Source organism: Halopiger djelfimassiliensis (genome assembly GCF_000455365.1).
GTDB classification, from domain to species: domain Archaea; phylum Halobacteriota; class Halobacteria; order Halobacteriales; family Natrialbaceae; genus Halopiger_B; species Halopiger_B djelfimassiliensis.
In genome coordinates, this window is record NZ_HG315685.1 from 596,784 (window position 1) to 622,155 (window position 25,372).

24 protein-coding genes and 2 pseudogenes are annotated in these 25,372 nt (G+C 66.4%); 16 read left to right on the top strand and 10 right to left on the bottom strand.

All coding sequences use genetic code 11. The features are described from left to right. Positions 1-40: 40 nt before the first annotated feature. Together TX80_RS08825 and TX80_RS08830 are read left to right on the top strand one after the other, a co-directional pair. Positions 41-418, top strand: a complete 378-nt coding sequence (locus TX80_RS08825) for a nascent polypeptide-associated complex protein (RefSeq protein ID WP_049922736.1) — start codon at positions 41-43, stop codon at positions 416-418. Positions 419-423: 5 nt separating this feature from the next. Then, positions 424-1,206 (top strand): methyltransferase domain-containing protein, encoded by a 783-nt coding sequence (locus TX80_RS08830; protein ID WP_049922737.1) that lies wholly within the window; start codon positions 424-426, stop codon positions 1,204-1,206. Positions 1,207-1,488: 282 nt separating this feature from the next. Here the strand turns inward: TX80_RS08830 and TX80_RS08835 are convergent, their stop codons facing one another. Continuing rightward, entirely contained in the window at positions 1,489-1,797 is a 309-nt protein-coding gene (locus tag TX80_RS08835; protein ID WP_049922738.1) for a transcription factor S, read from the bottom strand. Between the two features lie 83 nt (positions 1,798-1,880). Between TX80_RS08835 and TX80_RS19380 the strand changes: the two are divergent. Together TX80_RS19380 and TX80_RS08845 are read left to right on the top strand one after the other, a co-directional pair. Then, positions 1,881-2,222, top strand: a pseudogene (locus TX80_RS19380) (MFS transporter); the annotation flags it as partial. A gap of 83 nt (positions 2,223-2,305) precedes the next feature. Continuing rightward, the gene (locus TX80_RS08845) at positions 2,306-2,818 is read left to right on the top strand and encodes a DUF5797 family protein (protein ID WP_049922740.1); all 513 of its coding nucleotides are present in this window, start codon (positions 2,306-2,308) and stop codon (positions 2,816-2,818) included. Between the two features lie 104 nt (positions 2,819-2,922). Here TX80_RS08845 and TX80_RS08850 read toward each other — a convergent pair whose 3' ends face one another. The 3 genes from TX80_RS08850 to TX80_RS08860 all read right to left on the bottom strand — a co-directional run bounded on the left by TX80_RS08850 (position 2,923) and on the right by TX80_RS08860 (position 5,401). After that, entirely contained in the window at positions 2,923-3,369 is a 447-nt protein-coding gene (locus TX80_RS08850) for a hypothetical protein (RefSeq protein WP_049922741.1), read from the bottom strand. A gap of 234 nt (positions 3,370-3,603) precedes the next feature. Continuing rightward, positions 3,604-4,668 (bottom strand): DUF5787 family protein, encoded by a 1,065-nt coding sequence (locus TX80_RS08855; protein WP_049922742.1) that lies wholly within the window; start codon positions 4,666-4,668, stop codon positions 3,604-3,606. 31 nt (positions 4,669-4,699) lie between these two features. After that, the gene (locus tag TX80_RS08860; protein WP_049922743.1) at positions 4,700-5,401 is read right to left on the bottom strand and encodes a DUF4013 domain-containing protein; all 702 of its coding nucleotides are present in this window, start codon (positions 5,399-5,401) and stop codon (positions 4,700-4,702) included. Between the two features lie 109 nt (positions 5,402-5,510). Between TX80_RS08860 and TX80_RS08865 the strand changes: the two genes are divergently transcribed. Then, positions 5,511-5,939 (top strand): RDD family protein, encoded by a 429-nt coding sequence (locus TX80_RS08865; protein ID WP_049922744.1) that lies wholly within the window; start codon positions 5,511-5,513, stop codon positions 5,937-5,939. Between the two features lie 33 nt (positions 5,940-5,972). Here the strand turns inward: TX80_RS08865 and TX80_RS08870 are convergent, their stop codons facing one another. Beyond that, positions 5,973-6,404 carry a bis(5'-nucleosyl)-tetraphosphatase gene (locus TX80_RS08870; RefSeq protein ID WP_049922745.1) on the bottom strand — a complete coding sequence of 144 codons (432 nt, stop codon included), beginning with the start codon at positions 6,402-6,404 and terminating at the stop codon, positions 5,973-5,975. A 175-nt stretch (positions 6,405-6,579) separates the two neighbouring features. On the opposite strand from TX80_RS08870, the gene TX80_RS08875 reads away from it, so the two are divergent. The 4 genes and pseudogenes from TX80_RS08875 (at position 6,580) to TX80_RS08890 (ending at position 10,288) form a co-directional block, all read left to right on the top strand. After that, positions 6,580-6,915, top strand: coding sequence for an uS10/mL48 family ribosomal protein (locus TX80_RS08875; protein ID WP_049922746.1), 336 nt, complete (start codon positions 6,580-6,582; stop codon positions 6,913-6,915). Between the two features lie 113 nt (positions 6,916-7,028). Continuing rightward, positions 7,029-7,559 (top strand): DUF302 domain-containing protein, encoded by a 531-nt coding sequence (locus TX80_RS08880; protein WP_049922747.1) that lies wholly within the window; start codon positions 7,029-7,031, stop codon positions 7,557-7,559. Positions 7,560-7,653: 94 nt separating this feature from the next. Further along, the gene (locus TX80_RS08885; protein ID WP_049922748.1) at positions 7,654-8,931 is read left to right on the top strand and encodes an amidohydrolase; all 1,278 of its coding nucleotides are present in this window, start codon (positions 7,654-7,656) and stop codon (positions 8,929-8,931) included. 120 nt (positions 8,932-9,051) lie between these two features. After that, positions 9,052-10,288: pseudogene (locus TX80_RS08890) on the top strand (M48 family metallopeptidase). A 3-nt stretch (positions 10,289-10,291) separates the two neighbouring features. On the opposite strand, the gene TX80_RS08895 reads toward TX80_RS08890, so the two are convergent. Both TX80_RS08895 and TX80_RS08900 read right to left on the bottom strand, forming a co-directional pair. Beyond that, positions 10,292-11,701: a geranylgeranyl reductase family protein gene (locus tag TX80_RS08895; protein WP_049922749.1), complete on the bottom strand. Its 1,410-nt coding sequence runs from the start codon at positions 11,699-11,701 to the stop codon at positions 10,292-10,294. A gap of 72 nt (positions 11,702-11,773) precedes the next feature. Beyond that, positions 11,774-13,516, bottom strand: coding sequence for an alpha/beta hydrolase family protein (locus TX80_RS08900; RefSeq protein WP_049923206.1), 1,743 nt, complete (start codon positions 13,514-13,516; stop codon positions 11,774-11,776). A gap of 180 nt (positions 13,517-13,696) precedes the next feature. On the opposite strand from TX80_RS08900, the gene TX80_RS08905 reads away from it, so the two are divergent. Next, a complete protein-coding gene (locus TX80_RS08905) occupies positions 13,697-14,032 on the top strand; it encodes a 2Fe-2S iron-sulfur cluster-binding protein (RefSeq protein ID WP_049922750.1) in 336 nt (111 codons plus the stop codon). Between the two features lie 111 nt (positions 14,033-14,143). Here the strand turns inward: TX80_RS08905 and ftsZ are convergent, their stop codons facing one another. Both ftsZ and TX80_RS08915 read right to left on the bottom strand, forming a co-directional pair. Continuing rightward, positions 14,144-15,298, bottom strand: a complete 1,155-nt coding sequence (gene ftsZ, locus TX80_RS08910) for a cell division protein FtsZ (protein ID WP_049922751.1) — start codon at positions 15,296-15,298, stop codon at positions 14,144-14,146. Between the two features lie 158 nt (positions 15,299-15,456). Next, positions 15,457-16,800 (bottom strand): D-aminoacyl-tRNA deacylase, encoded by a 1,344-nt coding sequence (locus TX80_RS08915; protein WP_049922752.1) that lies wholly within the window; start codon positions 16,798-16,800, stop codon positions 15,457-15,459. Between the two features lie 142 nt (positions 16,801-16,942). Between TX80_RS08915 and TX80_RS08920 the strand changes: the two genes are divergently transcribed. Next, positions 16,943-19,009 carry a bacterio-opsin activator domain-containing protein gene (locus TX80_RS08920; protein WP_049922753.1) on the top strand — a complete coding sequence of 689 codons (2,067 nt, stop codon included), beginning with the start codon at positions 16,943-16,945 and terminating at the stop codon, positions 19,007-19,009. 90 nt (positions 19,010-19,099) lie between these two features. Further along, positions 19,100-20,425 (top strand): DUF7344 domain-containing protein, encoded by a 1,326-nt coding sequence (locus tag TX80_RS08925; protein WP_049922754.1) that lies wholly within the window; start codon positions 19,100-19,102, stop codon positions 20,423-20,425. 7 nt (positions 20,426-20,432) lie between these two features. Here TX80_RS08925 and TX80_RS08930 read toward each other — a convergent pair whose 3' ends face one another. After that, positions 20,433-21,377 carry a calcium/sodium antiporter gene (locus tag TX80_RS08930; RefSeq protein WP_049922755.1) on the bottom strand — a complete coding sequence of 315 codons (945 nt, stop codon included), beginning with the start codon at positions 21,375-21,377 and terminating at the stop codon, positions 20,433-20,435. 148 nt (positions 21,378-21,525) lie between these two features. Here TX80_RS08930 and TX80_RS08935 point away from each other — a divergent pair, with 148 nt between their 5' ends. From TX80_RS08935 to TX80_RS08950, 4 genes are all read left to right on the top strand, one after another. Further along, on the top strand, positions 21,526-22,329 hold the full coding sequence (locus TX80_RS08935) for a shikimate dehydrogenase (RefSeq protein WP_049922756.1): 804 nt from the start codon (positions 21,526-21,528) through the stop codon (positions 22,327-22,329). Positions 22,330-22,413: 84 nt separating this feature from the next. Beyond that, positions 22,414-23,058: a helix-hairpin-helix domain-containing protein gene (locus TX80_RS08940; RefSeq protein ID WP_049922757.1), complete on the top strand. Its 645-nt coding sequence runs from the start codon at positions 22,414-22,416 to the stop codon at positions 23,056-23,058. Between the two features lie 73 nt (positions 23,059-23,131). Beyond that, on the top strand, positions 23,132-24,721 hold the full coding sequence (gene pabB, locus TX80_RS08945) for an aminodeoxychorismate synthase, component I (RefSeq protein WP_049922758.1): 1,590 nt from the start codon (positions 23,132-23,134) through the stop codon (positions 24,719-24,721). Continuing rightward, positions 24,718-25,350, top strand: coding sequence for an anthranilate synthase component II (locus tag TX80_RS08950; protein WP_049922759.1), 633 nt, complete (start codon positions 24,718-24,720; stop codon positions 25,348-25,350). The genes pabB and TX80_RS08950 overlap by 4 nt, the downstream gene beginning before the upstream one ends. Positions 25,351-25,372 lie beyond the last annotated feature (22 nt).

A 25,372-nucleotide genomic window follows, 5' to 3' on the forward strand; every position in this document is an offset into this window, starting at 1 on the left:
AACGACAAAGTAAAAGGTCGCGGGTGGCGACGTGTCGGGTATGTTTGGAGGAGGCGGCGGACTGAATCCGCGCAAGATGGAACAGATGATGGAACAGATGGGGATCGACGTCGAGGACATCGACGCCGAGGAGGTCATCATCCGAACCGGCGAGTACGACCTCGTGTTCGACGACGCCGAAGTCACCAAGATGGACGCCCGCGGTCAGGAGACCTATCAGGTCATCGGCTCGCCCGAACAGGTCGAGGCCGGCACGGCCGGCGGCGATGCCGGGGCCGACGCCGATGGCGGGAGCGCGATCCCCGACGCGGACGTCGAACTCGTCGCCGGACGGGCCGGCGTCAGCGAGGACGAGGCCCGCGAGGCCCTCGAGGACAACGACGGCGACCTCGCCGCCGCGGTCGAAGCCCTCGAGTAACTCGCGTGTCCGAAAACGAACCCGACAGCGGGTCCGAAACGGCGGCCGGCGACGACCCGGTTCCCGTGTTACTGGTCCGTGGCGACCGCGAGTACCTCGTCGAACCCGGCGCGGAGATGGGCACCGACCTCGGCGTGCTCGAGGTCCCCGAGGACGTCGAACCCGGACAGACGCTCGAGACCCACCTCGGCGACGAGTTCCGCGTGAGGCGGCTTCGCGGCCCGGACCTGTTTCACCACTTCGAGCGGACGGGCGCGCCGATGGTGCCCCGCGATATCGGACTGGTGATCGGCGAGACCGGTATCGCCCGTGGCGACCGCGTGCTCGATGCCGGCACCGGAACCGGCGTGCTCGCGGCCTCGATGGCCCGGGCCGGCGCGTCGGTCGTCACCTACGAGCGCGATCCCGAGTTCGCGGACGTCGCCCGCGAGAACATGCGACTGGGCGGCGTCGAGGACGCCGTCGACGTCCGGACGGGCGACGTTCTCGACAGTCTCGAGGCCCTCGAGCCGTCGTCGTTCGACGTCGTCACGCTCGATACCGGCGACGCACCCGCAGTCGTCGAGCACGTGCCCGAACTCCTCGTCGACGGCGGCTTCCTCGCGGTCTACAGCCCGTTCGTCGAGTCGACCCGCGAGGTCGTCGAGACGGCCCACGAGGCCGATCTCTCGAACGTCCGCACCCGCGAGACCATCCAGCGCGAGATGCAGTTCGACGATCGCGGCTCGCGCCCCTCGACCGCTCCCGTCGGCCACACGGGCTACCTGACGATCGCACGGAACGTGTAGCGGCTTTCTCCGTTCTCACCGTTCGAACCGCAACGAAGTCAACGACGGCGAAGTCTGCTGTCGTAATACGGCCGAGAGCGGGTTCCGGGTGCCGCGAGGAGCCGCGACCCGGGGGAGGGCAGGCGCTCCGCAGGTGGCCGACCGCGAGCGAGTGAAACGAGCGAGCGGGCCGACGGCCGACCCGGAACGATGTGAAAGGAGAGTGCTTTTGATCGAAATTCCGCCGAGGGACATCGCGGACGCGCTCGCCGCGTCCGCGATAGACTGCAGGGTAAAATCTCGTCAGTTGTCGTCTTCGCGCCACTTGTGTTCGCACTCGGTACAGATGAAAAACCGCGTCTCGGACTCGTCGGCCGACCGGATCTGTTGCATGTACCAGTAGGCGCGGTCGTTGCCACACTCGGGACAGTGGGCGTCGGTTTCCGGCAGCGACGTCTCCTCGGAGGATTCGATGATCTCGCTGGCTTCCTGACTGTCCGTGACGACGTACTGGTCGGCGTCGCCTTTCGGTTCGGTGTAGCCACAGCTGCCACACGTCCAGAGGCCGTCATCGGCTTTCATCATCGAGCCGCATTCGTCGCAAAATTCCATCGTTGTCCGGCATACGTCGTCCGAGCGACTTAAGCGACGCGTTTAGCCCGCGGGTGGAAGTTGCCGTTCCGACTCGAGATCGGGGCGGATCAACGTTCGGACTCGAGGGGTCGCTGGTGATCGGACTCGTCCTCTCGCCGTTCGGCTTTCTCAACAGTGGCTTCCAGCCGGTTACCGGCCGGCCGTCGGATCGGCCGTCGAAAACCGTTTCTCCTGATCCGGTTGGCCGGCCTCGCGGTCACCAACGCGACCTCCGTCTTCGCGGAGCTCTACGTGGCGTGGTCGTCATTCGCGGGCCGCAGGGCATCGGCGTCGCGTTCATCGTCCCGGCGTCGGTCGCGCTGGTCACCGAACTCGCGACGATCGAGAATCGCGGGGGGACTACGGGCGTCTACGACACGTTTCGCCTGCTCGGGTTCGGTGCCCGTCGGCGGCGACGATCGACCGGACGAGATCCCGGGAGAGCGGGACGCAACGCAAAAGTACCGGATCCGCATACGTTTCGACGATGACGCTTTCGGAGGAGGCCCGAGAACGGCTGGCCGACGTGGTGGAACTACAGCCGACGAAAAACGCCGAACTACAGGAACGGTGGGGGATGGAAAGCGGCAGCGAGGTCCACCAGTACCTCGAGAACGAACTGGGCGACTACTACTTCCGCGACGACAACAGCCTGATCCGCGCCACCGGCGAGGCGGCGGACCTCGTCGATGTCGAACCCGGCATCGAGAGCGACCCGGACAGCGAGGGTGCCCCCTCGCGGATCCGCGTTCCGGAGCTTCAGGCACGGATCGTGGAGGTCCTCGCGGGACCCGACGAGGAGTCGGAAAGCGTCGTTTCCGTGTTACACTCGCTGCGGGATGCCTACGAGTACGGCGACGACGAACCGGAAGCCGAGGACGTCCGCTCCGCGCTCCAAAGCCTCCGACGGAAGGATGTCGTCGAGGTCGAGTACCGTACCGTCCCCACCTTCCGGCTCGCCCTCGAGCGCGAGGAGCTCGAGGTTTCGGTCGCCGACTGACCGTCCCCGATCGGCGAGAGCAAACGGGACAGGCGAACCGTCACAGTCCGTGCGGCCGGTACCGGTCCCGATCCGGTCCAATCGCGGTCACGAAGCGGCTGCCGTCACCCGAACGGCCCCCAGTTCGGGAAGTGGTTGCGACGAATCGCCTCGACGATCAGCCCCGGGCCGATGACCGCCAGTGCGATCGCGGTGATCCCGCCCGGACTCGTCCACTCGATAGTCCTGTTTCGCTCGATCACGTGATAGCGCTCCCCCTGCGAGACGACGTAGCCATCGCCCAGTCTCGTCGCTCGTTCGTCGCCGTCCCGGAGGGTGTATCGCTCGCGTTCGCCCCGCAGTTCGTCGATCATCCGCTGTTCGGCGGCGGTCAACTCGTCGTACTCGACGACGCCGTACCGGTCGACCGAATCCGAAATCGGTTCGATCTCCTCGGCCGACCGCTCGTAGGTCACCTCGTACCTGACGGCGGTGATGCCGGCAAATAGCGCGAGCAAAAGCGCCGAGAGCCCGAGCATGAGCAATCCGAAGTGAAGCCATGTTTGGTCCATCCGTATTCTACTACTGAATACGTGTCCCTTTACTTATTATAATCATGAAGAATTAAGTCGACAACCCGATGCGGCGTTATCTATCCGCGATGGTTCTGGGAGTCGGACTGTTTCTTTTCGCGTCGTCCGCGACGATCAGCCTCGGCGCTACGCCATCGGCAATGTCCTCCGGGAACGTTCCTCGAGGATATCGAATCGTCGGCCTCCGATCGACGGTAAGCGGGTCCCTCGTAGTCACTCCAGCCCCGGTCGTCGTCGCCGCCGTCGCTCGGCGAGCAGCGTTTTGAACCGCGTTCCGGGGCCGCCCTCGATCGGCCACCCCTTCGTGCGCCACGCTGGGGGTTCCGGCTCGTAGAACTGACAGGAGCCGGAACACTCCGCAGCGGTCGGCTGGCACTCCTTGACCCCGCAGTAAGGAAGTAGCTGTCCGTCCCGGTCGCGGAGGTGGAAGTACCGGCAGTCGGGGCGCATCGTGTCGACGAACGAACGCCAGCCCCGCTCGTAGGCCCGTTCGGCGATCACGAGCCGACGCTCGCGTTTCCACTCGGGATCGACGTACTCGAATCGGGCCGCGGAGCCGTCCCGGTCGCCGCCGCTCGGCCGCTCGAGGATGCGCGTCCCCGGTTCTGCGACCGCAAGCGTTCGGGGGTTCCAGACCACGTCGGCCGTCAGGCTCTCGGGATCGAACGCCAGCACGCCCGCCTCGATCGGCAGGTCCTCGAAGAGGATCGGCTCGACCCGGTCGCCGGTTCGACGGGTCGCGACCCAGACCTCGTCGGCAAGCCCTATCGCAACGTCGAATTCGAGTTGCGGGCGGAGTCGGCGGGCCGCAGACCGGTCGAGGTCGGGTTTGTTCTCGATCGCGACGACGCGCTGGAGCCAGTCGGGATAGGTCCATTTCCGGCGGATCTGGATGCGGTTCCCCGACTTGCGGGTCTCGAGGATGCCACGGTCGTCGGCCCGGTGAACGGCCTCGCGGACGTACCGCCACGGATAGCCGGGGTGAGGGAGGGCATCACGGTAGTAAGTCCATTCCCCGGGTGCGTTTCGGACGACGTGGAGGAGGTCGCTGTCGAGGCGTTGTGGACCGAACCGTGCTCGCTCGCGGAGCGCAGCGGGATCGCACTCGAGGACGATCGTGTCCCATCGCCGGCGTTCGGTTCCGAGTTGTCGGGCGACGACGATCGTGGGGTCGCCGTTATCGTCCGGAGCGACGCTCGTCGGCGCGGGCGGCCACTCCTGCTCGGCCCAGCGGCAGGCGCGCAACTCGAAGCCGAACTCGGCGGTGTAACCGGTCACGCGTTGTCTTGGCGGCCGGCGCGGAAAAACGCTACTCGATCGGTCGGTCGATCGCCGCACTGGTGGCGACACCGAGGACTCGACAGCTGACCAGCGCCGCGTAAAACGGGATCGCCGGAAGGGCGACGACGCCGACGACCGTTACGAGACAGCAAAGGGCCACGATCGGGACGGCGAGCGGAACGAGCTGCAACACCGTCACCGCGAGGACGTACTCGCGGCACAGCACGATCGGCTCGAGCGCGGTCCGGTCGAACGCGGACCGGAGCGCTCCCGTTCGAGCGTACACCGTCAGTGCGGCAGGCAGAACGGTGTACACCGCAAGGGTCACGGCGGCGAAGCCGAGCGCGAGCAGGCCGGCGACGAGCGCGGCAACGAGGCTGACTCCCCAGATCGCAACCCGCCCGTCGATAACGGTCGCCAGTCCGACGAGACCGTAGTAGCCGATGGGGACGAGCACGAGGGTCACAATCGCGCCGCCGACCAGCGGTGCGAGAAGGTACGCGAGGGTGATCGCAGTTCCCCCGGCACCAGCGGCGGCGAGCTCCCGCCATCCCTCGAACGGCGGTGGCGTGTCGTCCCCGTCCAGCGTCGTCTCGAGGACCCGAAGGAGGTAGCCGGCGAGGAACACGGCCGGAACGACCAGCACGGATCCGACAACGAGGAGGCTTCCGAGGACCGTTCGCTCGAGCCACGCTCCCCGGTTCGGGTACGACAGTACGTCTGCAAACATCGCGTCGTCCGCGAAAGGGGAACCACACCGCAAAAACGTTCGGGGAGCGGTCCACTATATATTCGAATACCAGTTAATTTATCTATCCTGAGTAAAGCCGATTGATTGTATGGAAAAGCATCCTGAACCACGGATGGGGACGAACGGTAACGTCATCGGTCAACGAATGCTGGCGTTTCTGATCGACAGCATTCTCCTGTCGCTACTGACTGCCGTCCCGTTCGGAATCGGATTTATGCTGGGGGAGTCGTTCGCACTACTGATGATGCTGGTCGCTTTGGTGATCTCGCTCGTCTATCTGCTCTTGCTCGAGGGGATCTACGGCTACACGCCCGGCAAGTACATGATGGGGCTGGTCGTCGTCAAGTCCGACGGCTCCAACTGTACGATCGGAGCGTCGATCCTGCGGAACCTGCTGCGGATCATCGACAACTTCCCGTTTGCCTACCTGCTGGGTATCGCATTGATGGTCATCACCGATGACACTCAGCGGGTCGGTGACCTGGTTGCGGATACGGTCGTCGTCGAGCGACGCTAACGCAGGCGACACCCGCCGCGCTCGCGGCGGTGACTACTCTTCGTCCTCGCGTTCGTCGAGAAACTCGTGAGCGTCCTCGAGAATCTCTCGTGGACCGTCCTGTGTGACGGTGTTTACCGCCTGTTCGTAGTCGCGCCACTGCAGGTCGCGATGTTCGTTTGAGAGCTCCGCGCTCGCTTCGAAGGATCTCGCGATAAAGAGGTGAACGGTCTTGTGGATGGTCTTGCCGTTCGCCTCGAAGACGTAGTCGTAGTCCTCGCGAAACCCGTCGATGAGCCGGAACTCCTCGATACCTGCCTCTTCCTTTACTTCGCGGATCGCCGTCTGTTGTAGCTCTTCATCTCCTTCGACACCGCCCTTGGGAAACTCCCAGTCGCCCGGGCGGCTCTTGAGTAGAAGATACTCGCGCCGGCCCCGCGTATCGCGGAAGAGGATCGCGCCTGCGCTCGTAGCTTCGACTGCCATTAACTGTGATAACAGGTGCGACGTTAAGAGAATATCGGACTGTTCGTCCAGCGTATACTGTTTCCCGTACCGATTTACACGAAATCGTTCGCGACGCGGAGAAATACGTTCACTGCGGGGGACGGATCTCAGCAAGTTTTTACGCACCGACCGTTCACGTTCGCACGACACAACTATGACCTTCGTGACCCGGCTCACCCTCCAGAGCGGCGACAGAGCCGCGCTCGACGGTATCGTCGAAGACATCAAATCCACCGCGGAGCGCAAAGGCGCTGCGCTGAAAGGCCCCCACTCCCATCCCCCCGAAAAACTCTCGGTTCCCCAGCACCGCCGGCTTCACGGCGACGACGACCGCCGGTTTAGCTCGTGGGAGTATACGGTTTTCACCCGCGAACTCGAGATTCACGGCCACGACGACCTCGCCCGCAGGATCGCCGCGCGGGACTTCCCCGACTCCGTTCACGTCGAGGCCGAGGTCGAACAGATCCACGGCGCTGGCCGCGGGAACTGAGGACGGCCGCTTTGGAGCGGGGACGTTCTTCCTATCGTTTCAGCGAAATAACGGTTCGTTGGCCGACAAAAGGACCGGATAACTACGCGCTGGATCGTCGTGGCCTCGACTCGATGGCACGTGATCCAGATCGAACCCGAATGGCGCGGCGACGAATCGTCCAAGTACTCGGTGCAGGGGCCGTCCTCGGAACCGCCGGATCGCCGGCGGTCGCGGCCACTGACGGCGAACGGACGGACGACCGACGCGACGGGGCCGGACTGATAACCGTCGAAAGCGACGCGGACTTCGAGACGACCGTCGCCCGCGTCGAACCGGCCCTCGAGGAACGCGGCCTGCTGCTCGTGACGACCGTCGATCACGCCGCAAACGCCGCGACGGTCGGGATGGATCTACCGCCGACGACGCTGTTTCTCTTCGGGAACCCCGAGGCCGGCACGCCGCTCATGCAGGCGAATCGATCCATCGCGATCGATCTGCCCCAGAAACTGCTCGTCTGGGAGGCAGACGGGAACGTCTTCGTCACCTACAACGATCCGCGGTATCTGGCCCGTCGGCACGGCGTAGCGGGGAGGGACGAACTGCTAGCGAATATCGACGCCGCACTCGAGGACCTCGCGGTGGCCGTCGCTCGCGGCGAGTAGAGACGGAGATCCCCTGTAAAAGACAGGTACCCCGTCGGCGAGCCGCCCTGTCTCGAGGTGGGGCACTTTTTACGACTCCCGACAAGGTCGACGTATGAGTACGCGAGATCTCGTTTCGCTTCGTCGCGATTTGCACCGCAAACCCGAACCCGCCTGGCGCGAGTTCTACACGACCGCCCGGATCGTCGAGGAACTCGAGTCCCGCCTCGGCGATACCCTCGACGAACTCCACGTCGGTCCGGACGCGATCGCGAGCGAGCACCGTATGGCGGTCCCCGACGAAACGGAGTTGACACGCTGGTACGAACAGGCCCGTGAGACCGACGTGGACGAGGGTATCCTCGAGCAACTCGAGGGCGGATACACCGGTGCCGTCGCCGTCCTCGAGCGGGGCGACGGCCCGACGGTCGGCTTGCGGGTCGACATCGACGGCCTGCCCCGTGAGGAGGCGGACGATCCCGATCACGTCCCCGCGGCGGAGGGGTTTCGCTCGGAACACGAGGGCGCGATGCACGGCTGTGGTCACGACGCCCACGCGACGATCGGAATCGGCGTCCTCGAGGCGGTCGCCGACAGCGATTTCGAGGGGACGTTGAAGGTGTTCTTCCAGCCCGCCGAGGAGGTCGTCGGCGGCGGTAAGTCGATGGCAAAGAGCGACCACCTCGCGGACGTCGAGTACCTGCTTGCGGTCCATATCGGGCTGGATCACCCCACCGGCGAGATCGTCGCCGGGATCGACGGCTTCCTCGCGGTGTCCCATCTCGAGGCCACGTTTACGGGCGAGCCGGCCCACGCCGGCGGCCATCCCGAGCAGGGCCGCAACGCCGTGCAGGCGATGGCGACGGCGGTCCAGAACCTGTATAGCATTCCCCGGCACAACGACGGCAAGACGCGGGTCAACGCGGGCGTCGTCGAGGGCGGCAGCGCCGCGAACGTCGTTCCGGAACAGGCCCGCATCGTCGCCGAAGTCCGGGGCGAGACGACCGCCCTGATGGAGTACATGGTCGCGAAAGCCGAGCGCGTCCTCGAGTCCGCCGCCGACATGCACGAGTGCGACCTCGAGATCGAAACCGGAGCGGAGGCCCCGAGCGCGACGAGCGACGCCGCACTCGTCTCGACGGTTGCCGACGTCGCGGAATCGGTCCCGGGAGTCGAACGGGTCCTCGAGCGCGACGAACTCGGCGGCAGCGAGGACGCGACGTATCTGATGCACGAGGTCCAGCAAAACGGCGGGACGGCGTGTTACGTCTGTGTCGGAACCGATCATCCGGGCGGCCACCACACCGCGACGTTCGACGTCGACGAGGCAAGCCTCGGACACGGCGTCGACGTGCTCGCCGGGACGATCGAACGAATCGCCCGCGACGGATAGCTGCTCCGTCGATCCGAAATAGCCTTGGGAATCCTGACGGGACGAATAGCTGACAGTGCACCGTTCCAGATCGGATGACGGACCGCCGGTACGAACCGCCGCGTTCGAGGTGGAGCCTCGATGAACCGGTCGATGCGGCTCAGGCTCGGCCTCTGGGTCCGGATGGCCGTCGCCAGCGTTCTCGCCGGGTTCGGACAACTCGTCGTTTTCGCGTTCGAATTCGTCACCGTAGCAGGCATGGCGTTGTTCTTCTTGGTACCACTCGAGGCGTGGCTCGCGGTCCTGTTCGTCATCTCGCTGTTGCTCACCGGGCTGTTCGGCTGCTGGCTCGTCGTCGCAGGGGTGTTTCGGCGGTGCTATCCCGCACGGACGATCTCGGATCGCATCGCCCACGACGGCGTCGCCGACGCGGTCGAAACGGTCGGCAAGACGCTGTTGGCCGCGGAAGTTCTCACCAACTGGCAGCGTCCCCTCGCTTTGCTCGTTGGAGTAGCCGTCGGGACGTTCATCGGATTCGGCCTCGCGGAGTCGATCGCGTGGCGCGCTCTCGTCGATCCGTTGGTCGCGGCAGCCGCCGTCGGCGTCCTCGTCGCGCTCGCACACCTCGCGTGGATCTGCTACACCGAGTGGACCGAGGAGGCCGCTGCGCTCCGTGAACTCGAGGAGGCTGTCCGCATCATCGAACGGCCGGACGCCGACGACAAGCGGCGGCGCGAAGCCATGCAGCGTCGCATCGATCGTCTCGCGAGACAGGCGGACGTCCCCTCGCCGACGGTCCGTCTCGGGACGTCGCCGACGCCGACGGCCGCGACGGTGGGGTATCGACCCGCGAATTCGACGGTCGTCGTCTCGAAGGGGCTGCTCGAGACCGTCGACGACCGCGAACTCGACGCCGTCCTCGCTCACGAACTCGCCCACCTCAACAATCGGGACGCAGCCGTGGTGACGGCACTGTCGATACCAGCGGCACACGCGAACGCGCTGATCGAGCGCTACGACCGCCCACCCGGCCGTGGCTCTCCCGTCCGGCCTGATCATCGTACTCGTCCGCTGGTGTGTTGCGGTCGTCGCCCGCTATCGGGAGTACGTCGCGGACCGAGGAGCGGTCGCGATCACCGGGGATCCCGCGGCGCTGGCCGGTGCCCTCGAGACGCTCGATACCGAACTCGAGCGCCGCCCGTCGGCCGATCTGCGAGAACACCGATCTACGGCGGCGTTCTCGATCGTCCCGCCGCCGTGGGAGAAACACCGGTTCTTCGATCGAACCCGGCGGTTCGTCTCGCGGACGCTGTTCGGCACGCATCCCCCGACCGAGAGACGGATCGAGCGGCTCCGGTTCGCGGGAGCCGACGGCTGACGGCTAGTATTTCGGGTCGGCCCCGGTCGTCTCGTAGATTTCCTCCATCAGGTCGTCGCGGCGTCGTTGCCAGTGCTCGAGCCCGGCGGGATGGGAGGGATACGCCTCGTACAACTCGAGCAGTTCGTCGGCGCGGCGCTTGGTCCGGAAGAGGTTCAGGATCGTCTCCCAGTGGCCGTAGCTCTTGTAGAGGCTCTCGAGGGCGAGTTTCGGGCCGATGCTCGTGCTGCCGGAGTACAGCGCCTCGGCGAGTTTTTCGCCGGGCATCGCGGCCAGCAGCCCCATCAGGTCGTCGACGTCGACGGCCGTCGAGAGGATGTTGTAGACGTCGAGCGCGGCGTAGCGCGCGCCGAAGTGGTCCATCACGCGCTCGTTGTACTCCCAGAGGGCCTTCTCGCCGTAGTCGCCGGCCGCGATGGCCTCGACGATCGCCTCGGCGGCGTACTTGCCGGCGTACGCGGCTCCGGCGATCCCACCCCCGGTCGTCGGGTTGACGTGGCCAGCGGCGTCGCCGACGGCCACGTATCCGGGGTGGACGGCGGAGTCGTACGGTCGCCGCGTCGGGAGCGCCGCGCCGAGCTTGTCGTCGACCTCGGCCCCGTCGAACTCCGGCCGACGCTCGAGGTCGCGTTTGAGGTCGTCGACGAGTTGCATCGGCTCTTCGGTCATCTGGAAGCCGAGTCCGGCGTTGATCTCCGTGTCGGTCCGCGGGAAGTACCAGAGGTAGCCAGCGGCGCGCTCGGTCGGCTTGAACACCAGCGCGTCCGACCAGTCAACGGGGTCGTCGACGCGGACGATCTCGCGGTAGGCCGAACAGAAGTGGGTGTAGTTGACGTTCGTGTCGAACGTCGACTCCGCGAAGTCGACGTTGTCCTGCAGGATCGACAGCGATCCGGCGGCGTCGACGACGAACTCGGCGTCGTACGTCCGCGACTCGCCGTCGTGGATCGCCTCGACGCCGGTCACCCGCCCCGTCCCGTCTTCCTGGCACACGTTCGTGACGACGGTGTCGTAGTGGATCTCCGCACCGGCGTCTTCGGCTCCGTCGATGATCCGGCGGCCGTACTCCCAGCGGTCGATGACCGCGAGTTCGCCGGGGATCGGGATCTCGAGGACGGTGTCCTCCTGTGGGATCTCGAAGCGGCCGTGGTCCACGCCGGTGTTCGTGAACGCGGGCTCGATCCGTGACTTGGGAATCGACTCGGGGAAGGCGTCGGCCCCTTTCAGCGCGTCCCCGCAGGCGATGTGTCCGGCCTCCGACTCGGACTTTCGCTCGAGAACGACGACGTCGTACCCTTCGCGCGCGACGGTCGCTGCGGCGTAACAACCCGCAGTTCCGGCACCGACGACGACCACGTCCGGCGATCGAGTTTCGGTCGTCGCGGCGGCGGCCGACTGTTCCTGCGTACTCATACCAACACTGTCTATACCCCGGTAAGAAAACGTTTTATGGTCGATCCGTCGCCGCAGGGAGGCCACAATCCCCTAGAACGGGTAGTGGATCGCCTGCGAAGCGACGAGCAACCACGTGACCAACAGGGCGTTGACGAACGCGCCGGTCCAGATACGGCCCGTGTGGTGGAAGCAGTACGTCGACACGACGGCGATGACGGGCAACAGTGCGACGAACTGGATGGCAATGATCGTCTGCAACGCCGTGAACGGGACCGCAAGCGACCCGGTCGCGAACAGGACCCCGTACTGGACTGCGAGCAACAGGACGAAGCCGCCGGTCAGTACGACGGCGTTCGTCGTTATCGCTCGGGGGAGCGACCGCGTCGTCTCCGACGTTCGAAGGCGACCGTGGAGCAGGACCTCGAGCGCGACGAAAAAGGCGAGGAACGCGGGTAGATACGTCAGGAAGATGCGCCAGTGGAGCGCCGACATGAGTTTCAATCCGAGTACCCAGACCCGGAAGTCGGTCATGAACAGCGTATCGACGAGCCACAGCAGACCGTAGAGGCCGCCGACGACGCCGACGGCGGCCGCGAACGACCGGCCGATCGTTGCGAGGCCGGTGCCGGCGTCGAGACCGTACCGTTCGTCGGTCAGCGACCGGCCACTGTTGCGGTGCCACGATCCGAACAGGCCGGCGATAACGGCGGCGTTCGCGAGCGCCCAGAGGACGATCCCGTTGGTCTCGCTTTGGGGTGTCACCGCGGTCACCGGTATCGATTCGCTGCCGACGATCAACGCCGGATAGTAGAGCACGACCGGGATCAGGGCCGCGAGCGCGGCTGCGACGTACCAGCCTCGATCGCGGTTCGCGACCGCCGCGGGCAGCGGTCGCGTCAGCTCCTCGAGCGGGTCGGTTCGCACCACGACGGCGCTGGCCGGCAACAGGAAGAGGAAGCCGCCGACCAACGCGAGTGCCGTACCGATCTCCTTCCAGTACCAGAGTTGCCCCTCGGGTTCGTGGTTGCCGTCGAGGGTCCGGTGTGTCCAGTCGACGGTCTCCGCGACGGCCGACGGCGAGTGGTGTACGCCGGGGTGAGTCGTTCCCGGCATCGAGAGGTATCGCGCCGTCCCGTCGTCAGCATTGCCGTAGAGCCGCCCTTCTTCGACGGGTTCGTCGGAGCCGAACACCGACTGGAGCGTTTCGCTTTCCGGCGTAGCCGGGGCGGTCTCGGACCCCCACATCAGCCAGTGGAACCCGTCGTACTGGGCGAAGACGACGCCGAGGTTCCGCGGGAACGTCTCGTTGCCCTCGGGCGCACCCGCGGTGCCAGTCGACGAGCCGACGAGCGCGATCGACTCGTAGCTGTCCGGATGTTCCGCGGCAGCCGAAACCGCCGCCCAGCCCCCCATCGAGTGCCCCTCGAGCCCGATGTTGTCCTCGTCGACGAGTTCGTGGTCCGCGAGGTACTCGAGCGCCGGCGGGCCGCCCCAGCCGTGGGCGTGGGCCGGCGGATCGGAGTACCCGTGTCCCGGCTGGTCGATCGCGAGCACGACGTGTCCGGATCGGGCGTATTCGATCGCGAAACTCGACTGGGTCTCTTTCGAGTTGATGTAGCCGTGGATCGCAAGCACGCCCGGCGCGGGATCGTCCTCGCTCGCTCCGTCGGGAACGTAGAGGTAGCCGTCTATCGTTCCCCCGTCCGGCGTCTCGATTTCGACACGCTGTACGTCGACTTCGCCGCCCGCTGTCTGCCCCCAGAAGGCGAGCGCACTGCCCCCGAAGAGCAACAGCAGCGAACAGACGAGTATTCCTACTTGCGTTCTGGTTATCGTTGTCACTGCAGAGGACTGTCGTTAACAATGGTGGATAAAAATGGTGATTACAATAAATTTCTTCACTATAGTGTGTTTTAGCTAAACTATGTTAAACCAATGGTCGTGACTTTCGTCCCATCAGTCACGACAAAAGCGTAATAAAGAGTTTTAGTGAGGTCTTTCGTAGCGACCAGTATGACGGAGTACACTGTCGAATTCGTCGGCACCGGCGAGACGATCACCTGTTCGGACAAGGAAACGATCCTCAGCCGGTGTCTCGAGGAGGGTATCGCTCAGGAATACTCCTGTCGGGTGGGGATGTGTCTGGCGTGTTCGGCCGAAATCGTCGACGGGGAGGTCACGCAACCGGCCGCTCGCGGACTCACCGAGGAGGAAGCAGAGCAGTACGCGCTGACCTGTATGGCACGGCCACAGTCCGATCTGAAACTCGATCGCGGGAAATATCCGCCGAGTATCGAGAACGATGTCGATGCCTGCGGGGACACCGAACCGGCAGCCGCCGACGACTGAACCCGGCGTCGAGAGGGAGCGGCCGCGGGTTTTCGATGGGTGTCGGACTGCCGACGGTGGAGTTCGGGCCGTCGCCGACCGTCGGCCCCTGTCTGCAAAGGGGTAGGTCGATCAGTCGACGAAGTCGATGTCGTCGCCCTGCATCTCCGGCTGGACGGACTCGCCGTCGGGTCGGCCGTAGATCTGGGGCGACTGGACGCCCGTGACGACGATCATCGTCCGCATGCTTCCTTCGAGGGTTTCGTCGATGGAGGTCCCCCAGATGATGCGGGCGTCGGGGTCGATCCGGTCGTAGATCTCCTCGACGACGCCTTCTGCCTCCTCGATGGACATGTCGTTGCCGCCGGTGACGTTGACCAGCGCGGAGCTCGCCCCCGAGATGTCGACGTCGAGAAGCGGCGAGCGAAGCGCGGTCTTGACCGAGTCCTCGGCTTTCGCTTCGGAGTCGGCTTCGCCGAGTCCGATCATGGCGACGCCGCCGCGTTCCATGACGGTGCGGACGTCGGCGAAGTCGAGGTTGACGAGGCCGGGCTTGGTGATCAGTTCCGTAATCCCCTTGACCGATCGCATCAGGACCTCGTCGGAGACCTTGAAGGCCTGTCGGACGGGGAGTTTCCCCACCGAGTCGAGCAGCCGGTCGTTGGGGACGACGATCACCGTATCGGAGACGTCACGCAGGCGCTCGAGGCCGGCCTCGGCGTTCGTCCGTCGCACTTCTCCCTCGGCCGTAAACGGCGTCGTGACGATCGAAATCGTCAGCGCGCCGGCCTCGCGGGCGGCCTTGGCGACGACGGGCGCGGAGCCGGTTCCGGTGCCGCCGCCGAGGCCGGCCGTGACGAAGACCATATCGGAGCCGTCGATGGCGTCGTAGATGTCCTGCTGGCTCTCGAGGGCGGCTTCCTCGCCCACTTGCGGCAGGGAGCCGGCACCGCGGCCGCCGGTCTTCTCTTCGCCCATCAGGATCTTGGTGTCGGCATCGATCTCGACGAGGTGTTGCACGTCGGTGTTGGCTGCGACGAGTTTCGCGCCGTGGATTCCTTCCTCGTGCATCCGGTTGATGGTGTTGCCACCGGCACCGCCGCAGCCGACGACCGTGATATCCGTCTGGAGGTCCTGCAGAACGTCTTTCAGTTCGTCGTCGGTCATCGTCCCGGTTTGCCGGCCGCTCCCGCTCGTTGACTCGTCCGCCGACTCCGACTGGCCGTCTTCGGGGGCCGGCTCCCCGTCCTCGGCCTCGTCGATGGCGTCGTCGATGAGTGAGTCCATTCTTGGCCCCTTCTAAACGATGGAGCATAATTACCTTTCCCCTACACGTCAGCCATCTGTCTGACACGTTATGGGCAGGTTACCTATCGATTTACGATAACATAGAATCCGGGTGCCTGATAGAGATAGTTCGTCATTACTGTTCGATACAGGACCAGTCACAATGGGAATCGACGCGTTCGCTCCGTTCGAACTCTCTCCGGACTGACCGTTTCGCCGTCGACGGTGACGGGCTCGCCGTCGGCGAGCGTGCCGAACTTCGGCCCCTCGGGGACGCCCGCCTCGCGGGCGAGGGCCGGATCGAAGCCCGTCTCTTCCGCGACGACGGCGTCGTCCTCGATCGTAACCGTCTCGAACTTCGACTCGAGGACGGCGGCTAACTCCTCGACGATCGCTGCCCGCGACTCCGCCGGGTCGTTCGAGTCGCCCGCCGGAAGTGCCGCCCGATCCCCGACGCGGCTGCCGCCGTTTTCCGTCGCGAATGCGACGCTATAGCGTTCGACGATCTCGCGGACGGTGTCCGGATCGATCCCTTCCGCGGCGTCGATCAGGGCTGCCGGCAGGTCGACGACGGTAAAGGAGTCGCCGCGGCGGTCGCCAAAGCGGGTCCCGTCGTCGACGGATCCGAGGTCCGTCTCGACGGCGTCGACGAACTCGAGCGGGCGGTCGCCGACCTCGCGCAGCCAGGTCTCGCTGACGATCCGATAGCCCTCGGCTTCGATCGTCTCCGCGAGGACCGGCCAGTCACCGTCGAGAAGCGCGACCTCGGCGTTGCTCGCCTCGAACGTGGCCTCGATAACCCCTCGGTTGGTTCCGGGATGATCGAGCGTCTCGAGCGCCCAGTCGGCCGCGATGTGCCCGACCGTCCAGGGTGTCTCGCGGACGATCCGCTCGAACCGCGGTGCGTAGTGGTTCCCCCCGAAGCCGACGAGCTGGCGGCTCCCGTGGGGTTCGACGCCGCGTAACTCGAGGATCGCACGGGCGACGGCCGCGGCACCCGCGGGGTCGTCCCACTGCTCGGCGTCGCTGCCGAGTTCGGCGAACAGCGACGGACAGCCGACGTCGGTGGGGCCGTGATGGGTACACTCCATGCCGACGTCGTACCCGTCGGGCGCGTACTCGTCGAAGGCCTCGAGCAGTCGGGCGAGCGCGTTCGGACAGGCCTCGGCGACGGCGTGATCGTCGCCCCCGAACTCCGCCGGGCCGACGTTCCCCGTGAAATGGCCCGTCAGCAGCGGTCCGGTATCCCCGGAGTGTCGCGATGCGAAAACGAGCAGGTCGGGGTCGCAGTCGAACGCGTCGACGGGGCGCTCGAGTTCGAGGTGGAGGTCGTCGAACGAACGGAGTTCCGCGCCGTCGATCCGGTAGTAGGTTCCGCCGCCGTCGGCTGCCGGCCGGGTGTCGTCGGTCCGTTCGTCCCAGTCGGCGTGCTCGCGGAGGCGGTCGCAGATGTGCTCCGAGGCGCGGTCCGCGTGGCTCTCGACGATCGCCAGCTCGGTCATACCGGAGTTCACGAGTCGGGGCCAGTAACGTCGTCGGTTTTCCTCGGGGTTCCACGTCGGTGCGGCGGTGCGAGGGAGGGGCGCGGCTTTTTCTACCGTAGTGTGCTACTAGCCACCACTATTCGATACCGTCTTCACGCACATGACAGAGCATTCATCGAACCGAAACGATCCCGCCGCCGACTCACACACTGCACCCGAGATCGGACCGACGCTCGAGGACGCACTCGGCGGTCTCGAACTGGTGGCGATCGCCGACGATCACGCCGTCTCAGTGCTCGATCCAGACGGATGCGTCAGGGCGTGGAACGAAGGAATGCAGCGACTCACCGGATACGACGGCCCCGAAATTCTGGGCATGCACTATCGGACCCTCTTTCCGGCAGGACCGCGCGAGGCCGGGCGACCGGATCACCTGCTCGAGCGGGCCAGAGCCGAAGGACACGCCGAGGACGAGGGATGGCGGATCAGAAGCGACGGACGCCGGCTCTGGGTCCGTGACGTGATCGCGCCGGTCCGGAACGACACGGTCGCCGACGAAACCGGCCCCGCGGAGGAACTGGTGGGATACGCGTGGTGTCTCCACGACCGCACCGAGAAACGCGAGCGCGAGCGGGAACTCCGCGAGGAGCAGGCGCTCACCGAGAGTATCTTCGCGGCACAACCCGACCTCGTCTACGCGTTCGATGCCGAGGGTAACTACCTCGAGTGGAACGATCGCGTTCCGGAGGTAACCGGGTACACGGAGACGGAACTCGCGGAGATGGACCCGCTCGAGTTCGTCGCTCCCGATCACCGGGACCGGATCGCCGACGCGATCGGGCGGATTCTGGAGACGGACGAGCACGTGACCGCCGAAGCCGACCTCCTCACGAAGGACGGAAGCCGGATCCCCTACGAGTTCAACAGCGCCAGGATCGTCGGCGGCGACGGGCACGTCCGCGGCTTTACCGGGGTCGGTCGCGACGTCAGCGACCGAAAGCATAGAGAGCGGGAACTCGAGCGCCTCGAGCGTCTCAACGGGGTGATTCGGGTGATCGACGAGACCATGGTCGCGGCGGAAACGCGGGAACAGATCGAAACCGCGGTCGTCGAGGAGTTCGCCGCCGCCGACGCGTATCGCTTCGCCGGCATCTGTCGCGCCGACACCGATGACACGTCCGATCGACGGGCGTGGCAGGCCCGCGTCCGGGCGGGGGCCGACGCTCCTGGTGCCGACGATGTCCTCCCGTCGTTTCTCGAGCCGCCGGCCGAGAGTGAGACACGGCCGCCGCTCGACACCGGGGCCGTCCAGTGCTACCGGACGCTCCGGGACAGCGCCGTCGACGCGTGGCGAGCCGACGCCCGCGAGCGCGACTACGGCGCGGTCGCGGTCGTTCCGATCGTCGCGAGCAATCGACTGTACGGGGCGCTCGTGATCGCCGCCGTCGAGCCGACGGCGTTTACCGACCGCGAGCGTGAAATCCTCCGGGAGTTCGGCGGGACGATCGGCCACGCGATCAACGCGATGGAGGTCAGACAGCTCCTCTATACGGACACCGTCGTCGAACTCGAGTTCGAGTCGGCCGACCGGCGGGCCGTCTGTATCGATCTGTCGGCACGTGTCGGGTGTCAGGTGACGCTGGAGCATGTGGTGGCGCTGGCCGACGAGGAGTTCGTCTACTACGTCAGCGTGACCGACGTCTCTCCCGAACGGCTCCGGGAACTCGCTGCGAAGCAGCCGTCGATCCGGGAGGTTCGGGCGATAGATAGCACGAGCGGGGCACGCGAAAGCCACTGGGAAGTCGTCGTCACCGGGTCGACATTACCGGGACTGCTCGCGGATTACGGGGCCCGGATTCGGTCCCAGACGGCCGCCGACGGGATCTCGACGATCCGCATCCTGGCCAGTCCCGTCGCTGACGTTCGCGAACTCGTCGAGGCGGTGACCGTCGCCTATCCCGATACGCGGCTGGCCTCGAAACGGACCGTCGAGCGACCGCCCGTGACGCGTGGCGACTTCCGTCGCGCTGTCGGGGATTCGCTGACGGCAAAACAGCGGACGGCGCTCGAGACGGCCTACTACGGCGGCTACTTCGAGTGGCCGACTCGAAACAGCGACGCTAGCGAGCTCGCCGACCGACTCGGGATCGCACGCCAGACCTTCCATCAGCATCTCCGTGTCGCACAGAACAAACTACTGGCGGCGTACTTCGAGGCCGCGATCTGACGCGTTGTGTCGGTGACCCGGTCGTACTACCGGGTCGTACCAGACAACGCTGGTACACTCCTTACCCGTCCTCGTCGTCAGTATCACCCAATGAGTTCATGTCCCGCTTCCCGCGATGACACGACCGTTGCGTTCGATCTTCTCGCTCCGTCGCAACGGCGGCACGTGCTCGCGGTCCTTCTCGAGCAGTTCGACGCGGCCGGATCGCCGACGGGGGACCCTCTCACGATCGAGACGCTTGCAACCGAAGTCGCGGCCCTCGAGCACGACACACCGATCGTCACTGACGACCAGTGTACCCGAACGCAGGTCACGCTCGTCCACGTCCACCTGCCACGACTCGAGGACGTCGGCGTCGTTCGCCTCGAAACCGACGGCGGGACGGTTCGACCGAACGACCATCCGATCTTCGACGCCGAGTGGGTCCGCTCGCTGCTTGCGAACCCGACCGACGGTGCCGTCGGCAACCGCGAGCGACTCGATCGAACGCTTGAGGTCCTCCGGCCGCCGCACCGTCGCCGGCTCTGTTCGGTTCTGGCCGGCCAGCGACGCCCGGTCTCCGTCGCCGATCTCGCCGCGTTGCTCGTGACGGCGGAACACGAGATGCGACTCGTCGATGTCTCCGAATCGGAGTGTCGGGCGACGACGACGGAACTCGTGTACAGTTCGTTACCGGCACTTTCGGACGCGGGGTTACTGGAGTACGACGAGGGGGCCGACGAGGTCGCTCTCGTGGGCGATGCGCCACAGTGGCACACCGACTGGATGGCCGCGAGCCCGCTCGGCGAGATATCGGCCCTCCTCCGGCCGGAAACGGATCGCTCCGCGTCCGGCTCGAGCGAACCCGACGCGGATGACAGCGTCGAGACCGACTCACTCCCCGGGTCCGACACCGCTGACGCCGGGGAGACGGGCGCTTGCTGGACGATCGAAGGGACGGAGCAGGTCCTCGCCCGCGGCCGGGAACTCATCGAAAGCGCCGAATCGGAACTGTTCGTCATGCTCCCGGACGCGGCGATGATCCAGCGGGGCTGTCTCGAGGGCTGGTACGAGGCGACCGAACGCGGCGTCGACGTCTCCGTCGGCTCGCGCTCGCCGCGGGTTCGGGACACCGTCCGGTCTGCGGTTCCGGACGCGACCGTTTGCGAACCGCGGTTCGACTGGATCAACGTCCCGGTCGACCGACTCCATCACGGCCGCGTCGTCTTCGCCGACCGCGAACGGGTGTTGCTCGTGACGGTCGACGACTGCGAGCCGGACGCATCGCCGCGGCTGACCGCGATCACCGGCGAAGGTGCCGAAAACCCACTCGTGTCGCTCGTGTGCGAACACATCGGCCCGCGGCTGGATCAACTGGACGCCCGGCGCGAACGGGCGGACGAGTCGGACGGGACGGCCACGTCGCTTCCGATGTGACCGTCCATCAGAGAAACAGCAGCGAAAGGAAGACGCCGTAGCCGACGACGAGGGCGGCCCCGTCGAGTCGAGTGAGGCGGCGGCCGTACCCCATCATCGCGACCAGCAACACGGTAAAGACGATCAGGACGGGGAGTTCGAGACGAAGCGTGCTCGGAGCGATGTCGATCGGCGTGATCAGCGCGACGACGCCGAGTACGGCGAGGACGTTGTAGATGTTCGAGCCGACGACGTTTCCGATCGCAAACCCCGTCTCGTCGCGGACGGCACCGACGACCGAGGCTGCCAGTTCCGGCAGCGAGGTCCCGAGCGCGAGCACCGTCAGTCCGATAACCAGATCCGGAACTCCGAGGGCCGACAGGACCCCGGTACCGCCCGAAACCAGCCATCGAGACCCGATCACGAGCGCGATCAGCCCGCCGATCACGAGCGCCCCGTCCCGGAGTGTGATCCCCCCGCCAGCGTCCGGTTCGTCGATCATCGGGGCCGGATCGGCGTTGACGTAGTACAGCAGGTACACGGTAAAGCCGGCGAGGACGAGCAAGAAGATCCCTCCCTCGAGACGGCCGATCGTGCCGTTGGCACCGAGTGCGACGAGCAGGAACGCCGCAAGCACCATGAACGGGACGTGGCGTCGCATAACCGTCTCGCTGACCGACAGCGGTCTGACGAGCGCGGAGATACCGAGCACGAGCCCGATGTTCGCGATGTTCGAGCCGACGACGGCACCGAGACCGATGTCGGTCGAGACGTCGAGCGCCCCGATGGTCGCGACGAACAGTTCCGGCGCGGTCGTCGCGAACGCGATCACCGTCACGCCGACGGTCGACGCTCGAAGGCCGATCCCCAGCGCGAGTCGGCCCGCTCCGGCGACGAGCAGTTCGGCACCGGCATACAGCGCGACGATGCCACCCACCAGCAGGAGAACGTAGAGCGGGGTTCCCGAGAGCATGCCGGCGAGTACTCAGGACCGTCGTATAAGCGGCCCGGAGTCGCCCTTCCATGAGAGTTGTGACCGAGCCGCGAGCATCGAGTGATGGTGTCGAACGGTTCCGAGTCGTTATGGTCCTGCCCCGTCGAGTACAGGGAGAGCTATGGCTATGGACGTCTTCGGGCTGCTCGGAAACCCGGTCGGTCACTCGCTGTCGCCGCCGATGCACGAAACGGCCTACGACGAACTCGGACTCGAGGCCCGGTACGTGACCTTCGAGCCGGAACCCGACGACATCGGGGCCGCGATCACTGGTGCCGACGCGCTCGAGATCGCGGGTCTGAACGTGACGATCCCGTTCAAGCAGGCGGCTCTCGAGCACGTCGAACCGGACGAGCTGGCGGCACGGATCGGCGCGGTCAACACGATCGATTTCTCGGGGTCGGGACCGCCGACCGGTCACAACACCGATGCCGTCGGGGCCCTGCGGTCACTGCGAAACCACGGCGTCACGATCGAGGGTGCACGCGCGGTCGTCGTCGGGGCCGGCGGCGCGGGTCGCGCGATCGCGTTCGGGCTCGCCGATGCGGGTGCGACGGTCACGGTCGCAAACCGGACCGAATCGAAAGCCCGCGATCTCGCCGCGGCGGTCCCGGACGCCACCGGTCGCGGACTCGAGGACCTCGAGCCGTTGCTTGCGGACGCCGACGTGCTGGTCAACGCCACCAGCGTCGGCATGGAGGAAGACGCAAGCCCGGTCCCGGCAGACGCGCTTCACGGCGACCTCGCGGTGCTCGACGCCGTCTACCAACCGCTCGAGACCCGATTGCTCCGCGACGCGGCGGCGGTCGGCGCGACGACGGTCGACGGGGCATGGATGTTACTGTATCAGGGCGTCGAAGCGTTCGAACTGTGGACGGGACTTGATGCACCGGTCGAGGCGATGAACGAGACGCTGCGGGCGCAGCTGTGACGTGATGGGACGCTAACGTGATTTCAGGCCGGACGTGTCTTGTATCAGACGAATTTAAGTGATCGTGACGACTATATCTGGATAATGGCAATCCTCGAAAAGCTGAAATCGTTGTTGGGGCTCGACGATTCGGGCCCGGAGCCACGGGGTTCTCGAGAGGTGGGCGTCACGGTCGAACGGGAGGGGGGAACCGATTCCGAGGCGTCCGCGGACGCCGAACGCGACGACCGCGGAGCACCCGCGTCGGCGACGGCGTCGGCCGACGAGGACGATTCGACGACCGAGAGCGCCGAGGAGTCGGCCGCTGCCGGGAGCGCTGCGTCCGGGTCGACCGATTCGATGGTCGAGCCGACCGACGAACCCGCGGAGGCGGCCGAACCGGCGGAAGCGACGGGACCGACCGAAACGGACGCGGCACCGACCGAAGAAAAGACGCCCGACCGTCCGGCCCACACCGAATCGACCGCGACGGACGAAGCGTCCGCCAAGCAAGCGGCCGACGAAGCCGAGATGACGGACGATTCGGAACCGGAGCAACCCGAGGGGGAGACCGCCGAACCCGTCGATTCCATCAAGGGGATCGGGCCGGCCTACGCCGACCGCCTCGCCGACGCCGGCGTCGAGACCGTCGCCGACCTTGCCGCCGCGGACGCGGCCGAACTCGCCGAGGGAACCGATATCTCCGAGAAGCGAATTCAGGGCTGGATCGACAGGGCCGAAGTCCGATAGGCACCCCGTTTACCGACGCCGTTCGACTGCCCAAACCGCAAGAGGATTAGGCTCCGGGCTCCTCTCGAGGAGCATGAGCGATCCACGCGTCGTCACGACGCTCGACTCGTTCCGGGCGGCCGCACGCGAGGTGTCCGCCCGCGACGGGTCGGATCCGGACCGGCGTCGGACGGCGACGCGTGGCGGACTCCGCGTCCCCGTCGAGGTCCGCGTCACGGTTGCCGATCCGTTTTTCGCCTATCGACGTGCTCGCGGGGAGACCGGCGGCGTTTTCCTCGAGACGACCGGCGGCCAGCCCGGCTGGGGCTACTTCGGCGTCGATCCCGTCGATCGCCTCACGGTCGGTCCCGACGCGGTCGCGTGGACGCGGGGGGCGGATTCCGAGAACGCATCGCCGACCCTCGCCGCACTGGAGGGGCTTTTAGAGAGCGATCGGCTCGCCCGCGGCGACTGCGAGGTCCCCTATCCCTGCGGCGCGGTCGGCTGGCTCTCCTACGACGTCGCACGCGACCTCGAGGCGCTCCCCTCGTCGTCGGTCGACGACCGCGGCCTGCCGCGACTCGAGGTCGGCGTCTACGACCGGCTGGCGGCGTGGGAGGAGCCGACCGACGGCGACGACGCGACGCTCCGGATTACGGCCTGTCCGCGGGTCGATGCCGACGGGGACGAACCCGCGGACGCCGCGCTCGAGGCCGCCTACGAACGTGGCCGGGAGCGCGCGCTCGAACTCGCTCGAGCCGTCCGCGACGGCGATCCGTCGATCGGCGAGTCGCCGGCCGCGACCGCCGCGGCGACCTTCGAGAGCGAGTGCGGCCGCGAGGCCTTCGCGGACCGGGTGCGACGGGCCAAGGAGTACGTTCGGGACGGCGACACCTTTCAGGCGAACGTTTCACAGCGGCTGGTCGCGCCCGCCGCGGTCCATCCGGTCGCGGCCTACGCCGCCCTGCGGCGGGTCAATCCAGCACCCTATTCCTGTCTGCTCGAGTTCCGGGCGGCCGATCTGGTGAGCGCGAGTCCGGAGTTGCTTCTCGAGCGGGACGGCGACTTCGTTCGGACGGAACCGATCGCCGGGACCCGCCCGCGGGGCGAGACGCCCGCGGAAGACGCCGCGCTCGAGGAGGATCTGCTGACCGACGAGAAGGAACGGGCCGAACACGCGATGCTGGTCGATCTCGAGCGCAACGACCTCGGAAAGGTCTGCGAGTACGGATCGGTGACGGTCGACGAGTACCGTCGGATCGATCGGTACTCCGAAGTGATGCACCTCGTCTCGAACGTCACCGGTCGACTCCGGCCGGCCGCGAGTCTCGCCGACGCCGTCGCGGCCGTCTTCCCCGGCGGGACGATCACCGGCGCGCCGAAGCCACGGACGATGGAGATCATCGACGAACTCGAGGCGACGCGGCGGGGACCGTACACCGGCAGCGTCGGGATCTTCGGGTTCGACGGGCGTGCGACGCTGAACATCGTCATCCGGACGCTCGTCCGCCACGCCGACGAGTACCACCTCCGCGTCGGGGCGGGGATCGTCCACGACTCGGAGCCGCACCGCGAGTACGACGAAACCCTCGACAAGGCCCGCGCGCTGATCACCGCCGTCGACGAAGCGCTCGGCGAGCGGGCGGCAATGGCGCTCGAGGACGACGGAGGGAAGCAGTCATGACGGAGATGCTGGTGATCGACAACTACGATTCGTTCGTGTACAACCTCGTCCAGTACGTCGGGGAGATCGCGGACGAGGTCGTGGTTCGTCGAAACGACGAGATCGACCTCGCGGGCGTTCGCGCCCTCGATCCGACGGGGATCGTCGTCTCGCCGGGGCCGGGGACGCCCCGGGAGGCCGGCGTTTCGATCCCGCTGTTCGCCGACACCGACTATCCCGTCCTCGGGGTCTGTCTGGGCCATCAGGCGCTGTGTGCCGCACACGGCGCGCCGGTCGGCCACGCGCCGGCGGTCGTCCACGGGAAGCCGTCGACGATCTCCCACGACGGCGAGGGCGTCTTCGACGGGTTGCCCTCGACCGTTCGGGTCGGGCGCTATCACTCGCTTGCGGTCGAGCGGAAGGACCTCCCGGACCCGCTCGTGGAAACGGCGCGGACGACCGACGAACGTGGCGTGTTGATGGCGGTTCGCCACCGCGAGAAACCACACGTCGGCGTCCAGTTTCATCCCGAAAGCATCCTCACCCGACGATGCGGGGCCGCCGACGGGAACAGTGACGGGATTTCGCTTTCGCTCGGCAAACGGATGATCGAAAACTTCTGTCGGCTCGCCGCTCGAGCCGACGGGTGACGGAGCGGTCGGCCGGGAGGAC

What these genes read in the sequence shown, in the direction of transcription:
- TX80_RS08875 (WP_049922746.1), top strand. Translation starts at nt 6,580, where the DNA reads ATGACCTTCGTGACCCGGCTCACCCTCCAGAGCGGCGACAGAGCCGCG.
- TX80_RS08825 (WP_049922736.1), top strand. Translation starts at nt 41, where the DNA reads ATGTTTGGAGGAGGCGGCGGACTGAATCCGCGCAAGATGGAACAGATG.
- ftsZ (WP_049922751.1), bottom strand. Translation starts at nt 15,298, where the DNA reads ATGGACTCACTCATCGACGACGCCATCGACGAGGCCGAGGACGGGGAG.
- TX80_RS08880 (WP_049922747.1), top strand. Translation starts at nt 7,029, where the DNA reads ATGGCACGTGATCCAGATCGAACCCGAATGGCGCGGCGACGAATCGTC.
- TX80_RS08930 (WP_049922755.1), bottom strand. Translation starts at nt 21,377, where the DNA reads ATGCTCTCGGGAACCCCGCTCTACGTTCTCCTGCTGGTGGGTGGCATC.
- TX80_RS08925 (WP_049922754.1), top strand. Translation starts at nt 19,100, where the DNA reads ATGAGTTCATGTCCCGCTTCCCGCGATGACACGACCGTTGCGTTCGAT.
- TX80_RS08835 (WP_049922738.1), bottom strand. Translation starts at nt 1,797, where the DNA reads ATGGAATTTTGCGACGAATGCGGCTCGATGATGAAAGCCGATGACGGC.
- TX80_RS08850 (WP_049922741.1), bottom strand. Translation starts at nt 3,369, where the DNA reads ATGGACCAAACATGGCTTCACTTCGGATTGCTCATGCTCGGGCTCTCG.
- TX80_RS08885 (WP_049922748.1), top strand. Translation starts at nt 7,654, where the DNA reads ATGAGTACGCGAGATCTCGTTTCGCTTCGTCGCGATTTGCACCGCAAA.
- TX80_RS08870 (WP_049922745.1), bottom strand. Translation starts at nt 6,404, where the DNA reads ATGGCAGTCGAAGCTACGAGCGCAGGCGCGATCCTCTTCCGCGATACG.
- pabB (WP_049922758.1), top strand. Translation starts at nt 23,132, where the DNA reads ATGAGCGATCCACGCGTCGTCACGACGCTCGACTCGTTCCGGGCGGCC.
- TX80_RS08895 (WP_049922749.1), bottom strand. Translation starts at nt 11,701, where the DNA reads ATGAGTACGCAGGAACAGTCGGCCGCCGCCGCGACGACCGAAACTCGA.
- TX80_RS08860 (WP_049922743.1), bottom strand. Translation starts at nt 5,401, where the DNA reads ATGTTTGCAGACGTACTGTCGTACCCGAACCGGGGAGCGTGGCTCGAG.
- TX80_RS08915 (WP_049922752.1), bottom strand. Translation starts at nt 16,800, where the DNA reads ATGACCGAGCTGGCGATCGTCGAGAGCCACGCGGACCGCGCCTCGGAG.
- TX80_RS08940 (WP_049922757.1), top strand. Translation starts at nt 22,414, where the DNA reads ATGGCAATCCTCGAAAAGCTGAAATCGTTGTTGGGGCTCGACGATTCG.
- TX80_RS08905 (WP_049922750.1), top strand. Translation starts at nt 13,697, where the DNA reads ATGACGGAGTACACTGTCGAATTCGTCGGCACCGGCGAGACGATCACC.
- TX80_RS08935 (WP_049922756.1), top strand. Translation starts at nt 21,526, where the DNA reads ATGGACGTCTTCGGGCTGCTCGGAAACCCGGTCGGTCACTCGCTGTCG.
- TX80_RS08865 (WP_049922744.1), top strand. Translation starts at nt 5,511, where the DNA reads ATGGAAAAGCATCCTGAACCACGGATGGGGACGAACGGTAACGTCATC.
- TX80_RS08920 (WP_049922753.1), top strand. Translation starts at nt 16,943, where the DNA reads ATGACAGAGCATTCATCGAACCGAAACGATCCCGCCGCCGACTCACAC.
- TX80_RS08950 (WP_049922759.1), top strand. Translation starts at nt 24,718, where the DNA reads ATGACGGAGATGCTGGTGATCGACAACTACGATTCGTTCGTGTACAAC.
- TX80_RS08845 (WP_049922740.1), top strand. Translation starts at nt 2,306, where the DNA reads ATGACGCTTTCGGAGGAGGCCCGAGAACGGCTGGCCGACGTGGTGGAA.